Source organism: Streptomyces sp. AC602_WCS936, assembly GCF_019049125.1.
Taxonomy (GTDB): domain Bacteria; phylum Actinomycetota; class Actinomycetes; order Streptomycetales; family Streptomycetaceae; genus Streptomyces.
Map to the genome: position 1 here is coordinate 95,142 of NZ_JAGMUF010000011.1, position 13,952 is coordinate 109,093.

Genomic DNA, 13,952 nt, shown 5'->3' on the forward strand with positions numbered 1-13,952 from the left:
GTCGTAAACCAGTCAGGTCAGTGAAAGATCGGCTTCACGGGGACGGTGGCGGCGGGCATGGGAGGGGGAGGGGAGGGGAAGGAGTGGGGGAGCGGTCAGTGGATGATCCCGGTCCGCAGGGCCACGGCGACCATCCCGGCGCGGTCGCCCGTGCCGAGCTTGCGGGCGATGCGGGCCAGGTGGCTCTTGACGGTCAGGGCGGACAGGCCCATCGAGACGCCGATCGCCTTGTTCGACTGGCCCTCCGCGACCAGCCGCAGCACCTCGACCTCGCGGCCGGAGAGCTCGCGGTAGCCGCCCGGGTGGCTCGGGGCGCCCGGGGGGCGGCGGTGCAGGCGGGCGGCGGCGGCGCCGATGGGTGCGGCGCCCGGCCGGGTGGGCAGCCCGACGTTGGTGCGGGTGCCGGTGACGACGTAGCCCTTGACGCCGCCGGCCAGGGCGTTGCGCACGGCGCCGATGTCGTCGGCGGCGGACAGGGCGAGGCCGTTGGGCCAGCCCGCCGCGCGGGTCTCCGACAGCAGGGTCAGGCCGGAGCCGTCGGGGAGGTGGACGTCGGCGACGCAGATGTCGCGGGGGTTGCCGATGCGGGGACGAGCCTCCGCGACGGACGAGGCCTCGATGACGTCGCGCACACCGAGCGCCCACAGGTGGCGGGTGACGGTGGAACGGACGCGCGGGTCGGCCACGACCACCATGGCGGTCGGCTTGTTCGGGCGGTAGGCGACCAGGCTTGCAGGCTGCTCGAGGAGAACGGACACCAGGCCTCCTGGGGTGCGGGACGGGGCCGGCTCGTGGGGGACGAAGCCGGGACGAACCGTGCTTTCAAGGTCACAGTCGTCTTCGGCACCGAACGCGTCCGCCTTTAGAGAATGATCACGATCTGGTGAGTAACAATCCGAGCAATTCGGACACGCGGTCGATCATTCGAAGACCGAACGGTTTCGCACTTTGTCGATACAGGGCCGAAAGTGGCCGTGTCGACAAAGTGACGGAACGTTTCGCGGGCCGGAGCGGGCCCCGGTGTGGAGGACGCGGAGGGGGTGGGCGGGGCTAGCGCGACTGCGGGCCGCGGCGCTGCGGCAGCGTCACGATCGACGCGTCGCCGGGCGCGGCCGGCGGCAGACCCGCGACCTGCGCCAGCAGATCGCACCACGAGGCCAGGTGCGCGGCGGTGTCCGGGACGCCGCCCAGCCCTTCGCGCGGCGTCCAGGAGGCCCGGATCTCGATCTGCGAGGCGGACGGCCGCGCGGAGAGCCCGCCGAAGTAGTGGGAGCTCGCCCGCGTGACCGTGCCACTGGGCTCGCCGTAGGTCAGTCCGCGCGCCTGGAGCGCGCCGGTGAGCCAGGACCAGCAGACGTCGGGCAGCAGCGGGTCGGCGGCCATCTCCGGCTCCAGCTCGGCCCGCACCAGCGTCACCAGCCGGAAGGTGCCGTGCCAGGCGTCGTGTCCGGCCGGGTCGTGCAGCAGCACCAGCCGTCCGTCCGCCAGGTCCTCGTCGCCGTCGACGACCGCCGCCTCCAAGGCGTACGCGTACGGGGCGAGCCGCTTCGGCGGGGGTACCGCCTCCACCTCGACCTGCGGCCGCAGTCGCGCGGCCCTGAGCGCTTCGACGGCGGCCGCGAAGGGCGGCGGAGCCGTACTCCCCGTACGCCGGGAATCCTCCTCGGTACCCTTCGTCTCGTCCATTCCGCCAGCGCCGTCCGACAGTCGTCCCTGAGCCGCAGCCATGCGGGGAAGATTAAGCGGAACAGCGCCCCGGCGCAGGGAGGGACACCCGCGTGCGGGCGCGATGTCCGGATCACGCCGTTCCGTGCGGGCGCCCCCGCGCGGCTCGCGCGCGGTCGCACCCGTGGTCGGGCGCTGTCCGAGGGGCATGCGAGACTTGCCGGTGTGAGTGCCGAACAGAGCCCCGCGGGCAAGCAGCCGACCGCCACGTACGACTCCGCGTTCCTCAAGGCGTGCAGGCGTGAGCCGGTGCCGCACACCCCCGTGTGGTTCATGCGGCAGGCCGGGCGCTCGCTGCCGGAGTACCGCAAGGTGCGCGAGGGCATCCCGATGCTCGAGTCCTGCATGCGGCCGGAGCTGGTCGCCGAGATCACCCTCCAGCCGGTGCGCCGGCACGGCGTGGACGCGGCGATCTACTTCAGCGACATTGTGGTCCCGCTCAAGGCCATCGGTATCGACCTCGACATCAAGCCCGGCGTCGGCCCGGTCGTCGAGAAGCCGATCCGCACTCGCGCCGACCTGGCCCGCCTGCGCGACCTCACCCCCGAGGACGTCTCCTACGTCACCGAGGCGTACGGCCTGCTCACCCGCGAGCTGGGCGCCACCCCGCTGATCGGCTTCGCGGGCGCCCCCTTCACCCTCGCCAGCTACCTCGTGGAGGGCGGCCCGTCCCGCAACCACGAGCACACCAAGGCGCTCATGTACGGCGACCCGCAGCTGTGGGCCGACCTCCTGGACCGCCTGGCCGACATCACCGCCGCCTTCCTCAAGGTGCAGATCGAGGCGGGCGCGAGCGCGGTCCAGCTCTTCGACTCCTGGGTCGGCGCCCTGGCCCCCGCGGACTACCGCCGCTTCGTGCAGCCGGCCTCCCGCAAGGTCTTCGAGGCCGTCGCCGGGTACGGCGTGCCGCGCATCCACTTCGGCGTCGGCACCGGCGAACTCCTGCGCGACATGGGCGAGGCCGGCGCGGACGTCGTCGGCGTCGACTGGCGGGTCCCGCTGGACGAGGCCGCCCGCCGCGTCGGCCCCGGCAAGGCGCTCCAGGGCAACCTGGACCCCGCCCTCCTCTTCTCCACCCCGCAGGCGGTCGAGGCCAGTGCCCGCGAGATCCTGGACGCGGCGGCCGGCCTGGAGGGCCACGTCTTCAACCTCGGCCACGGCGTCCTGCCCGACACGGACCCGGACGCGCTGAGCCGCCTCGTGGAGTACGTGCACACGCAGACCGCGCGCTGAGCGCCGAGGACCGTCGGCGCGCCGACGCACCGGGCAGCCGCCGGGTGACGACGGGTTCCGCCCGGTGACGACGGGCTCCGTCAGGCCCGTCGGAGCACGCTCCTCTCACCTCGGCGCTCCGTTGCGCCTCCGCGCTCCGGACACGGCATCGACCCGCCGTCGCCGCGCCCGCGTAACCGCTGCGGGCGGCGAGGTGTCGGGAGACGGCGCAGCCGACGTCTCCCGTTCGCCGCCACCCGGGTGCGGGAGGCCGTCCGCATTCACCCTCGAAGACGCCCCGCTCAGCGTGGAGCAGCGCCTGTCAGGACTTCCGCCGCGGCCACCCCCGAAGCGGCGCTCGCGCCGTGGGTGAAGATCCGGGCCGTTCCGGTGCCGTAGGTGCCCGGCAGGCCCATCTCCACCACGATCGCGTCCGGTCGCGCCGCGGTGAGGCCGGTGACCGCGCGGTCCATCCAGGCGTGCCGGGCCGCGTCCCGGGCGACGATCACCAGCGGTCGCCCCGCGGCCGGTTCGAGGGCGCAGCGCTCCAGGGCGACCGTCCCCTCCTCCAGTTCCCGATCGCCCACCCGCACGGAGGTCGTGCCCGGCAGCCGCTCCCGCAGCGGATCGGCGACGCCCCACGGCGTCTGGCTGCCGACGGCCAGGTTGGTGAGCGGCGCGAGTTCCACGACGTGCGGCGCGGCGGTCAGCGGCAGGGCGTCCCGCGCGGCCCCGGTGAGCCGTACGGCACGGCGTGCGGCGACCTGGCCGACGGGGTCCGCGGCCACCGGTCCGGCACCGGCGGAGCCGGCCGCCCTCAGTCCCGCCGACCAGTCGGCGAACTCCCGGACCCGGCGCGCCGCCTCGGCCAGCCGTTCCTCCGGCAGCTCACCGGCGTCCACCGCGGTGACCAGCGCCTTGACCAGGAGGTCGACGGTGGCCTCCTCGGCGCTCTCGCCGCCCACGCACACGGCGTCCACCCCGGCGGCGACGGCCTTCGCCGCGGCCCCGTCGATTCCGTGCCGGGCGGTGACGGCGCCCATCTCGATGGCGTCGCTCACGATCAGGCCGTCGAAGCCCAGGTCTTCGCGCAGCAGGCCCTGGAGGATGCGCCGGCTGAGTGTGGCGGGCAGGTCGGGGTCGTAGGCGGGCACGAGCAGGTGGCCGCTCATGACGGCACGGACGCCGGCGGCCACGGCGGCGCGGAACGGCGGCAGGGCCTGGGCCTCGATCGCCTCCCGCGCGGCACCGTAGGCCGGCAGGTCGTGGTGGGAGTCGACGGCCACGTCGCCGTGGCCGGGGAAGTGCTTGGCGCAGGCGGCGACCCCGGAGGACTGGAGCCCCGTGATCCACGCGGTGGTGTGCCGTGACACCACCTCCGGATCGGCGCCGAAGGAGCGTACGCCGATGATCGGGTTGTCGGGGTTCGAGTTGACGTCCGTGCTCGGCGCGTAGTCGAGGCTTACCCCGGCGGCGTGCAACTGCCGGCCCAGGTCGGCGGCGACGGCCTCGGTCAGCTCCGTGTCGTCGACGGTGCCGAGGGCGAGGTTGCCGGGCCGGGACGACCCGGTGGCGGACTCGATGCGGGTGACATCCCCGGCCTCCTCGTCGATGGCCACGATCAGCGCGGGGTTCTCCGCGCGCAGCCGAGCGGTCAGCCGGGCGACCTGTTCGGTGGAGACGATGTTGCGGGAGAAGAGCACGACGGAGGCCAGTCCGTCGGAGATGTCGCGCAGGATCCAGTCGGGCGGCTCGGTGCCCACGAATCCCGGCTGGAGGACGGAGAGAGCGAGCCGACGCAACTCGCTGCTGGGCCTGCTGGAGGACATCGACCGCGCCTTTCGGTTCGGAGGCTTGGTATAGACCAAGCCGTTGCGTGCCCAGGTTAACCAGACGTGTCAAGAGGTGACTTGTCGACGCCCCAGCGTCAACTCTGGTCGCTACAACGGTTGTTGACAGTGCCGCTTGGTCTAGTCCATTGTGAGGCGCAAGTTCGGCGAGGGACGCATGTGACACGAGCGTCCTCCCGTCGGCGCTCTGCCACGGCCGGCCGCCAAGGCCGCTCCCGCGGCGACGACTTCCGTGACGACCACCCCGGACGAGACGACCACCCGGACGGGGGCGCGGACCGGGTCACCCCCGACCAGGGAGACCCCGTCCCTCCGAGCCGCCCTCGCCGCCCTGACCCGCTCCGCACCGGACGCGAGCGGGCCCCGCTGCCCACCGACCTCATGCGTGACGGCCCGACCTCCGTCGCGCACTCCGCCGACGCCCTCGACCAGGCGACGGCGAGGATCTGGAGCACCCCATGGCGACGCCCGATTCCTTCCTCCACCGAGCCCCGTCGGCCATCCCCTACTTCAGCGCGGACGCCGACACCTACCTGGCCCGCACCCAGTTGCGCGACCTCGACAAGACACGCCCCCTGCGGGTGCTGTCCGAGGAGGACTTCGCCCACTGGCAGACCTACGGCTACGTCGTGGTGAAGGAGGCGATACCCGCCGACTCCGCGCGCCGGCTCCTCGACTTCGCGTGGGAGTTCCAGGGCCTCGACCCCGGCCGCCCCGACACCTGGTACCAGGACCGCGAGTACCGCTCCGACCTCGACCGGGAACTGCACATCTACGGCTTCGTCGAGGCGTACCACCACCAGCTCGTCTGGGACAGCCGCCAGACCCGGCGCGTCTACGACGCCTTCGTCGACGTGTGGGACTGCGAGGAGCTCTGGGTCACCCTCGACCGCCTCAACCTCAACCCGCCCAACACCGGCAACCGCGACCGCGCCCTCATCGACAAACCGGACCGCGGCTTCGACATCGAGCTGCACTGGGACGTAGACACCTCCCTCGGTGTCCTGCCCCAGCGCGTGCAGGGCATCATCGCGCTCGACGACACCAAGCCGGACCACGGCGGCTTCCAGTGCTGTCCCGAACTCTTCCGCCGCTTCGACCGCTGGAAGGCGCTCCAGCCCGACGACCGCGACCCGATCCGTCCCGCGATCGACCGCGAGGACATGCCCGTCGTACGGCCCGACCTGGAGGCCGGCGACCTGCTCATCTGGAACGGCCTGCTGGCCCACGGCGTGGCGCCCAACACCTCCGGCGACGGCGTCCGCGCGGTCCAGTACCTGTCGATGATGCCCGCGCTGGAGACCCACCGGACCCTGCGCGACTCCCGCGTCCACTCCTGGCGCACCCTCGCCACCCCCGAGTGGAACGCCACGCTCCTCGGCGACGCCCGCCGCCCCGAGTCCGAGCGCTACGGCCCCGCCGAACTGAACGACCTGGGCGCGAGACTGCTGGGCCTCAAGTCCTGGCACGGCGACGACACCACCGGGGAAGCCGCATGCGCAGCATCTGCCTGACCCTGCCCACCAACCGGCACTGCCCGGACACCATCGCGGCCCTCGGCGCCGAAGCGGCACACGCCGTGCACCACTTCGACGTCGACGTCCAGCTGCTGGTCCTCGACTCCTGCCCGCCCCCGGTGCACGCCGAACACGCCGAAGCCGTACGGCGCCTGCCCGCGCACCCCCGGATCACGGCGCACCACCTCGACGAGGCCGCCCAGCGCGGCTTCCTGCGACGGGTCACCGCCCGGTCCGGCGACGCCAAGCCCGACCTGCTCCTCGACCTGCTGCTCCCGGACGGCGTCTCCTACGGCGCCTGCACCGACCGGGCCTTCCTGATCGCGGCGGCGCTCGGCTGCGACTCCGTCCACCGCAGGGACTCCGACAGCCGCTACCAGAGCCCGCACGGCCGTACGGTCTTCCCCGTCCACCACGAACTGCTCTCGCTCGGCGTCCGCGCGGCCGACGCCCTGCCGCACGTCACGGAGTCCACCCTGCCGGACCGGCTCCTGGACCGGCGGGTGGCCATGGTCGGCGGCTCCTTCGTCGGCGAACTCTCCGTCGACCTCGCGCGGATGCGCGACGCCGACCCGGAGGTCTACCACGACGTCGTCGCCCTCTGGGCGCCCGGACACTGGTCCGCCGAGCGGAAACGGGAACTGGTCGAGGAGTCCTTCCGGGGCGCCGGCACCGACCCCTTCACGGGCGACCACTCGCTGCTCGCGCTCGTCGACCCGATGCGGGTGGACATGTGCAACATCGCCTTCCACGCCGGAACCGTCACCGAACGGGTGCCGCTGCCGCCCGCCAGGGACACCATCGGCAGCGACTACTTCCTCATCCACCTGGTGCACGACGCCCGGCTGCCCGGCGTGCTGCACAACCGGCACATCGTCAACTACCACACCGGCGAACGCAGAACCGGGCCCGGCTTCCTCGCCTACCAGACGCGCTTCGCCAAGTTCCTCCTGTCGATGCTCCACTTCCACCACGTCTACGACCGGATGGCCGAGGCCGGCGACGCACTGCTGGACGAACACGGCCGGCCCCGCCCCGCGGCCGTCGCCGCCCTGGCCCGCGAGAGCACGGAACTCGACCCCGCGGAGAACGTCCGCCGCCTCGACACCCTGGACACCGCCTACCGGCGCCTCGGCGGCCGGTACGCCGAGTTCGCCGGACTGCTGGCCGGCCGGCGCGACCGCCTCCTCGACGAGGCACGCGGCGACATGGCGGACTTCGCGCTGCTGACGGAGGCCTGGGAAGGGCTGGTGGCCGCCGCCAAGGACACACCCGTCCCGCCCTCGGCCGGGCAGCCGGGGCGGGCGCGGTGACGGCCGCCGTCCTCAGCGAGTCCCTGGCCGCGGCCCTCGCCGCCGCCCCCGGGGACCGGATCGTCTACGACCTGGCCGGCATCGAGCGGCGCTACGACGCCCTGCGCCGCGAACTGCCGGACGTCCGGGTGCGGTTCGCGATGAAGGCCTGCCCGCTCGACGAGGTCCTCGGCCTCCTGGCGCGCAAGGGCGCGGGGGTCGACGCGGCGAGCCCCGGCGAGGTGGCGCAGGCGCTGCGGGCCGGGGTGCCGGCCGGGCGGACGCACTACGGCAACACCGTCAAGTCCGACCGGAACATCGCCGAGGCGCACCGCCTCGGCATCCGCACCTTCGCGACCGACAGCCTCCAGGACGTGGCCGCCCTCGCCGTCCACGCCCCCGGCGCCCGCGTCTTCTGCCGGGTGGCGACCGGCGGAGCGGGCGCCGTGTGGGGCCTGAGCCACAAGTTCGGGAGCCCGCCCGGCGACGCCGTACGCATCATGGAACGGGCCCGGGACCTCGGGCTGGTCCCGGCCGGACTGTCCGTGCACGTCGGCTCCCAGCAGATGACGGGCGAGGCGTGGCACACGGCCCTGGAGGATCTGGGCGCCGTCCTGCACGCCCTGGACCTGCGGGGCATCCGCGTCGACCACGTCAACCTCGGCGGCGGCCTGCCCGCGCTCGGCTACCGGGACCGGCACGGCGCCCCGCTCGAACCGCCGCTGGACAAGATCTTCGCGGTGATCCGGGAGGGCATGGACGAGCTGCGCCGCGTGCACGGCGGCCCCCTGGAGTTCGTCATCGAGCCCGGAAGGCACCTCGTCGCCGACCACGGTGCGATCCGCGCGCACGTCGCCCGCCTCGCCGAGCGCCGCGGGACGGACGGCGAGCGCCGGCACTGGCTCTACCTGAGCTGTGGCAAGTTCAACGGCCTGTACGAGATGGACGCGCTCCAGTACCCGCTGGTCTTCCCGGGCCACACCACAGGGCCGTACGTCCCCGCCGTCGTCGCCGGACCCACCTGCGACAGCGACGACGCCTACGCCCACGAGGCGGGACTGGTCCCGGTACCGAGGGCGCTGGCCTCGGGCGACCCGGTCTGGGTGCTGTCCAGCGGGGCGTACGCGACCAGCTACACGACCCTGGGCTTCAACGGCTTCGCCCCGCTTCCGCACGCCTGGGCGGGCCGGCCGGACGGGGCCGGCGCCGATGGCTGACACCGTGCGCGTACGCCGCATCGCCGTCGGCGACTGGGACACCGTCGTGGAGTTGGAGCGGGACGCCTACACGGGACTGGGCCTCTCCGAGGGCCGGGCGGTGCTCCAGTCCCGGGCGGCGGCGTCGCCGGACACCTGCTTCGTCCTGGACGTCGGCGCCCGCACGGCCGGCTACCTGCTGGCCCTGCCCTACCCCTTCCGCCGCTACCCGGACCTGGAGCGGGCCGAGGACACGGCGACCGGGCCCGGACCCGGACCCGGCAACCTCCACCTGCACGACATCGTCGTGGCGCCGGACCTGCGCCGCCGGGGCCTGGCCCGGCACCTCCTGCGGCACCTGACCGGCACCGCCCGGGCGCGCGGGGACGAACGGATCTCCCTGGTCGCCGTCGCCGGCACCGGGCCCTTCTGGACGACACGCGGCTTCCTGCCGCACCCCGGGGTCGTGCCCGACGGCGCCTACGGCACGGACGCCGTCTACATGTCCCGACCGGTCCCGGCGGCCCCCTCCCTCCTCCCGTCCCTGCGCGAAGTGAGCTGATGCGCGTGTCCCCTCCCCGCGACTCCCATACCCGCGATCCGTTCCGGCGCGGCCAACTGGCCATCGCCGCGCTGTTCCTGTCCCTCGGCTTCCAGTACGCCACCTGGGCCGCACGGATCCCGGCCCTCAAGTCCGACCTGGAGCTGACCGCCGCCGAAGTGGGCGTGCTCCTGATGGCCGCGGGGGTCGGCGCGGCGGTGTCCTTCCCCCTCGTCGCCTGGCTGATGCGGCGCCTCGGCTCCCGGCGGCTCGCCCTCCTGTCCCAGCTCGGCCTGGCGCTCCTGCTGCCCGCGCTGGCCGCCGCCCCGAACTACCCGGTGGCCCTGCTGGTGCTGTGCGCCGACGGAGTCCTGGTGGGCTGCCTGAACGTGGCCATGAACGCACAGGGCGCGGCCCTGGAGGCACGGCACGAGCGCAACACCATGGCGAAACTGCACGCGACGTTCAGCGCCGGGTCGCTGCTCGCGGCCCTCGTCGCCTCCGGCATGACCGCCGTCACCGGATCGGTCGCCGCGCACTTCGGCGTGGCCGCCGCCCTCCTCGTCGTCCTGGGCGCGTCCGCGCGCACGGGACTGCTCGACGACGACGCACCGGCCGCTCCCGAGCCGGAGCGCCGGAGCGGCCGCTGGACTCTCCCGTCCCGACCGACCCTGTGGATGTGCTGCGCCATGGTCTTCGGCACGGTCGCCGAGGGCGCCATGAACGACTGGTCCGCCCTCTACCTGAAGGACGTCGCCCGGGCGTCCGCGGAACTGACACCCCTCGGCATCGCGGTCGTGTCGGGAATGATGGTCGTCGCCCGCCTCTTCGCCGACGGCTGGCGGGGCCGCTGGGGCGACGGACGGGTCGTCCTGGTGGGCAGCGCGGTGGCCGGCACCGGCCTCGCCGTCGCCCTGGTCATCGGCGGCGTCGCCCCGGCCCTGGCCGGCTTCGCCTGCATGGGCCTGGGCATCGCGGCCGTGACCCCCTGCGTCTACGCGGCCGCCGCCCGGCAGGGCTCGGACGCGCTGACCCTCGTCGCCGCCATGGGAACCACCGGCCTGCTGGCCGGCCCGCCCCTCATCGGCTTCATCGCGGGCGCGAGCAGCCTGGCGTGGGGCATGGGCGCCGTGGCCGCCGCCGCGGTCGCCGTCTCCCTGTGCGGCACCCGCATCCGCTGGACCCCCGCACCGGCCGTCCGGGGCGAGACGTCCCCGGTCTGAGATATCTGGATCTACGGGGCTTTCGGCAGCGGCAAGACCACCCTCGTCGCGCAGTTGCGCGACCGCGTGCCGACGGCCCTGGTGTTCGACCCCGAGTCGGTGGGGGAACTGCTCGGCGGCATCGTGACCATCCCCCTGTGGCGCACCGAGGTCGCGGCCATCGCTGCCGGCTTGGTGCTCCAGTACCGGCGTCCGTTGCTCGTGCCGATGACACTGCTCAAGAAGGAGTACGTCGCGGAGATCTTCGGTCTGCTCGACATGGCCGCCGTCCGTGTCGAACACTTCTTCGTCGACGTCCCCGCGGAAGTCCTGGCGGCACGCATCGACGCGCGAACCGAGTACCTGGGCGACCCCGAGGCCGAAGCGGCAGATCCAGCCCCTGCATCCGGAAGGCGCGCTCGGCGCCCTCGCGGACGAGATCCTCGAAAGGGTGGGCCCGCTGCCGGCACCGGAGGAGACACAGGTGTCCCGAAGCGCTTGAGTGAACGCCGCGGTCCCGCCGTGCGTATGTCCCCTCAACCGCCCGCGTCCCGGGGAAGGCGGGGCGCGGGAACGACGTGAGGAACAGGCGATGAACGAACGGGTCACAGCGGCTCCCGCGATGCACGCCCTGCCCGACGGCGAGGCCGAGGTCGCCCTCGTGCTGCGGCTGCCCTGGGAGGACGTCGCCCGGCTCGGACAGGAGGCCGGGCGGCTGGCCGCGCAGATGCGGCGGCCGGTCACACTGGACGAAGCGGTCAGTCACCGGCTGCGCTCCGCGCGGGGTGCCGCGCACGCCAGGCCGGCCGGCGAGCAGCCGCCCGCGGTGGGCGCCCCGGCCACGACGACCGCCCCGGCCTCGGTGTCGTCCCTGCCCTCGCGGCCCCCGGCCGAGCAGGCGCGGCAGGCCATCGACCGGATCAACGGAACGGCGTGAGGGGCCGCTCGCGCGCCTCGTGTCAGCCCTGCCGCTCCACCGCCCGCACCGCCTTGCGGGCGGCCACCAGCACGGGGTCCCACACCGGTGAGAACGGCGGCGCGTAACCGAGGTCCAGGGCCGTCATCCGCTCCACCGTCATCCCGGCCGTGAGGGCCACCGCGGCGATGTCGACCCGCTTGCCCGCGCCCTCGCGGCCGACGATCTGCACGCCGAGCAGCCGCCCGGTGCGCCGCTCGGCGAGCATCTTCACCGTCATGGGAGAGGCGCCCGGGTAGTAACCGGCGCGGCTGGTGGACTCGATGGTGGCCGTCACGAACCGCAGTCCCGCCCGCAGCGCGTCCTTCTCGCGCAGCCCGGTCCGCGCGATCTCCAAGTCGCAGACCTTGCTGACCGCGGTGCCCACCACACCCGGGAAGGTGGCGTAACCGCCGCCCGCGTTGGTGCCGATCACCTGGCCGTGCTTGTTGGCGTGGGTGCCGAGCGGGATGTGCCGCTCCTGCCCGGAGACCAGGTCCAGGACCTCCACGCAGTCGCCGCCCGCCCAGATGTTCTCGTGCCCGCGCACTCGCATGGCCAGGTCGGTCAGCAGCCCGCCGTGGGCGCCCAGCGGCAGCCCGGCGGCCTCGGCGAGCGAGGTCTCGGGACGTACGCCGATGCCGAGGACCACCACGTCCGCCGGGTACTCGGCGTCCGCGGTGGCCACCGCGCGGACCCGGCCGTCGTCCCTGGTGAGCACCTCGGTGACCTCGGCGCCGTTCACCATGGTGATGCCGAGGCCCTCCATCGCCTCGTGCACCATGCGGCCCATGTCGGGGTCGAGGGTCGACATCGGCTCCCGGCCCCGGTTGACCACCGTGACCTCGTAGCCGCGGTTGATGAGGGCCTCGGCCATCTCCACGCCGATGTACCCGGCGCCGACGACCACCGCGCGGCGGCCGCTCGTGCCGGCCAGCGTGTCGAGCAGCGCCTGCCCGTCGTCCAGCGTCTGCACCCCGTGCACGCCGGGCGCGTCGACGCCCGGCATCCGGGGGCGGATCGGGCGCGCCCCGGTGCCGATGACGAGCTTGTCGTACGACGTCCAGGTCTCCGCCCCCGAATCGACGTCACGCGCGCGCACTCGCCCGCCCGCGACGTCGATCTCCGTGACCTCGGTCCGCATCCGCAGGTCGATGTCCCGCGCGCGGTGCTCCTTCGGCGTCCGGGCGATCAGCTCGTCCCGGTCGGTCACGTCACCGCCGACCCAGTACGGGATGCCGCACGCCGAGAACGAACTGAAGTGGCCGCGCTCGAACGCCACGATCTCCAGCTCGTCCGGGCCCTTCAGCCGGCGGGCCTGTGACGCCGCGGACATCCCCGCGGCGTCACCGCCGATCACGACCAGTCGCTCTCTCGTACCGCCCGCAGCGCTCATGTTCATGCGAACACGCTACGGGGGCGGGGCATTTCAGTCCCGCCCGCCGGGGGCCGGCCGGGCCGTCGGCAGCGGGGCCGACGCGGCGGAGGGCGCGGTCGTGGGCGCGGTCGTGGGCGCCGCGGGCACCGGTGCCGTCCGGCGCGGTAGCCGGGGCCGCACCACCCGCAGCCACAGCAGCACCAGCAGCGCCGCCACCGCGGCGAAGGGCAGCACCGCGCCCACCGCCACCGCCAGCCAGCGCAGCATCGTCACGAAGGCGTCCCAGCCGCCGGCCAGCGCGTCCGTGAACCCGGGGTCGTCGTCCTTCTCCGCCCGTTCCACCGGCGTCTCGGACAGGGAGAGGGTGATGGTGGCCAGGCTGGTGCGGTCCTTGAGGGACGCCTGCTGGGCCAGCAGCGCCTCCAGTTCCGCCTGACGGCTGCTCAGCTCGCCCTCCAGCGTCACCACGTCGCTCAGCTTCGTCGCCCGGTCCATCAGCTCGCGCACCCGGATCACGCTGGCGCGCTGCGACTTGATCCTGCTCTCCACGTCGACGACCTGGTCGGTGACGTCCTCGGCCTTCGCGCTGCGGTCCAGCAGCTTCCCGGTGCCCTCCAGGTCGTCCAGGACGTCCTGGTAGGAGTCGACGGGCACGCGCAGCACGACCCGGGTCCGTTCGCGGCCCTCCCCGTCCCGGCGAGTGGTCTCCTCGCCCACGTAGCCGCCCGCGTTCTCGGTCGTGGCGCGGGCCTGGTCGAGGGCCTTGGGGACGTCCTCGACCCGCACGGTCAGCGAGGCGGTGCGGATGACGTGGCTCGCGGCGGCCTTCGGCGGCTTCGTCCCTTCCGTCGTGTCGCCGCCCGCGGCGCCCTGCCGGTCGCTCGCCCGGGTCGGGGCGGCTTCCTTGGCGGCGCTGTCCGCAGCGCTCCCGGCCGAGTCGTCGCCCCCCGAACTGCACCCGGTGAGCGCCAGGGCCGCCGCCAGCAGGACGGCGGCCAGCGCCGGAACGGGACGCAGGGAACGTGGTGTGCGCATATGGACCCCCGAGATCGTCGGTACGACTGTCGTTCCTACGACGCGGCAA

Annotated in this window: 13 protein-coding genes; 8 read left to right on the top strand and 5 right to left on the bottom strand. The window is 73.8% G+C overall.

The window, feature by feature from the left end; all coding sequences use genetic code 11:
- Positions 1–95: 95 nt before the first annotated feature.
- Together KUM03_RS05705 and KUM03_RS05710 are read right to left on the bottom strand one after the other, a co-directional pair.
- On the bottom strand, positions 96–758 hold the full coding sequence (locus tag KUM03_RS05705; RefSeq protein WP_003972894.1) for a response regulator transcription factor: 663 nt from the start codon (positions 756–758) through the stop codon (positions 96–98).
- Positions 759–1,050: 292 nt separating this feature from the next.
- Entirely contained in the window at positions 1,051–1,728 is a 678-nt protein-coding gene (locus KUM03_RS05710) for a DUF3000 domain-containing protein (protein WP_217245893.1), read from the bottom strand.
- Positions 1,729–1,890: 162 nt separating this feature from the next.
- On the opposite strand from KUM03_RS05710, the gene hemE reads away from it, so the two are divergent.
- Complete coding sequence (gene hemE, locus KUM03_RS05715) at positions 1,891–2,958, top strand: uroporphyrinogen decarboxylase (protein WP_217245894.1); 1,068 nt, start codon at positions 1,891–1,893, stop codon at positions 2,956–2,958.
- 281 nt (positions 2,959–3,239) lie between these two features.
- Here hemE and KUM03_RS05720 read toward each other — a convergent pair whose 3' ends face one another.
- Entirely contained in the window at positions 3,240–4,766 is a 1,527-nt protein-coding gene (locus KUM03_RS05720) for a glycoside hydrolase family 3 N-terminal domain-containing protein (RefSeq protein ID WP_217245895.1), read from the bottom strand.
- 479 nt (positions 4,767–5,245) lie between these two features.
- Here KUM03_RS05720 and KUM03_RS05725 point away from each other — a divergent pair, with 479 nt between their 5' ends.
- Genes KUM03_RS05725 through KUM03_RS05755 form a run of 7 tightly spaced genes read left to right on the top strand, consistent with a single transcriptional unit; the run spans position 5,246 to position 11,472 of the window.
- A complete protein-coding gene (locus KUM03_RS05725; protein ID WP_217245896.1) occupies positions 5,246–6,301 on the top strand; it encodes a phytanoyl-CoA dioxygenase family protein in 1,056 nt (351 codons plus the stop codon).
- Entirely contained in the window at positions 6,283–7,617 is a 1,335-nt protein-coding gene (locus KUM03_RS05730; protein ID WP_217245897.1) for a DUF6271 family protein, read from the top strand. Before KUM03_RS05725 ends, KUM03_RS05730 begins: the two co-directional genes overlap by 19 nt.
- Entirely contained in the window at positions 7,614–8,813 is a 1,200-nt protein-coding gene (locus KUM03_RS05735; RefSeq protein ID WP_308406255.1) for a type III PLP-dependent enzyme, read from the top strand. The genes KUM03_RS05730 and KUM03_RS05735 overlap by 4 nt, the downstream gene beginning before the upstream one ends.
- Complete coding sequence (locus KUM03_RS05740; RefSeq protein ID WP_217245898.1) at positions 8,806–9,354, top strand: GNAT family N-acetyltransferase; 549 nt, start codon at positions 8,806–8,808, stop codon at positions 9,352–9,354. The genes KUM03_RS05735 and KUM03_RS05740 overlap by 8 nt, the downstream gene beginning before the upstream one ends.
- Before the next feature lie 5 nt (positions 9,355–9,359).
- On the top strand, positions 9,360–10,556 hold the full coding sequence (locus KUM03_RS05745; RefSeq protein ID WP_308406256.1) for an MFS transporter: 1,197 nt from the start codon (positions 9,360–9,362) through the stop codon (positions 10,554–10,556).
- Between the two features lie 9 nt (positions 10,557–10,565).
- The gene (locus tag KUM03_RS05750; protein WP_308406258.1) at positions 10,566–11,117 is read left to right on the top strand and encodes an AAA family ATPase; all 552 of its coding nucleotides are present in this window, start codon (positions 10,566–10,568) and stop codon (positions 11,115–11,117) included.
- 10 nt (positions 11,118–11,127) lie between these two features.
- Entirely contained in the window at positions 11,128–11,472 is a 345-nt protein-coding gene (locus KUM03_RS05755; RefSeq protein ID WP_217245900.1) for a hypothetical protein, read from the top strand.
- 22 nt (positions 11,473–11,494) lie between these two features.
- Here the strand turns inward: KUM03_RS05755 and KUM03_RS05760 are convergent, their stop codons facing one another.
- On the bottom strand, positions 11,495–12,892 hold the full coding sequence (locus KUM03_RS05760; RefSeq protein WP_217245901.1) for an FAD-dependent oxidoreductase: 1,398 nt from the start codon (positions 12,890–12,892) through the stop codon (positions 11,495–11,497).
- Positions 12,893–12,919: 27 nt separating this feature from the next.
- A complete protein-coding gene (locus KUM03_RS05765; protein WP_217245902.1) occupies positions 12,920–13,903 on the bottom strand; it encodes a DUF4349 domain-containing protein in 984 nt (327 codons plus the stop codon).
- Positions 13,904–13,952 lie beyond the last annotated feature (49 nt).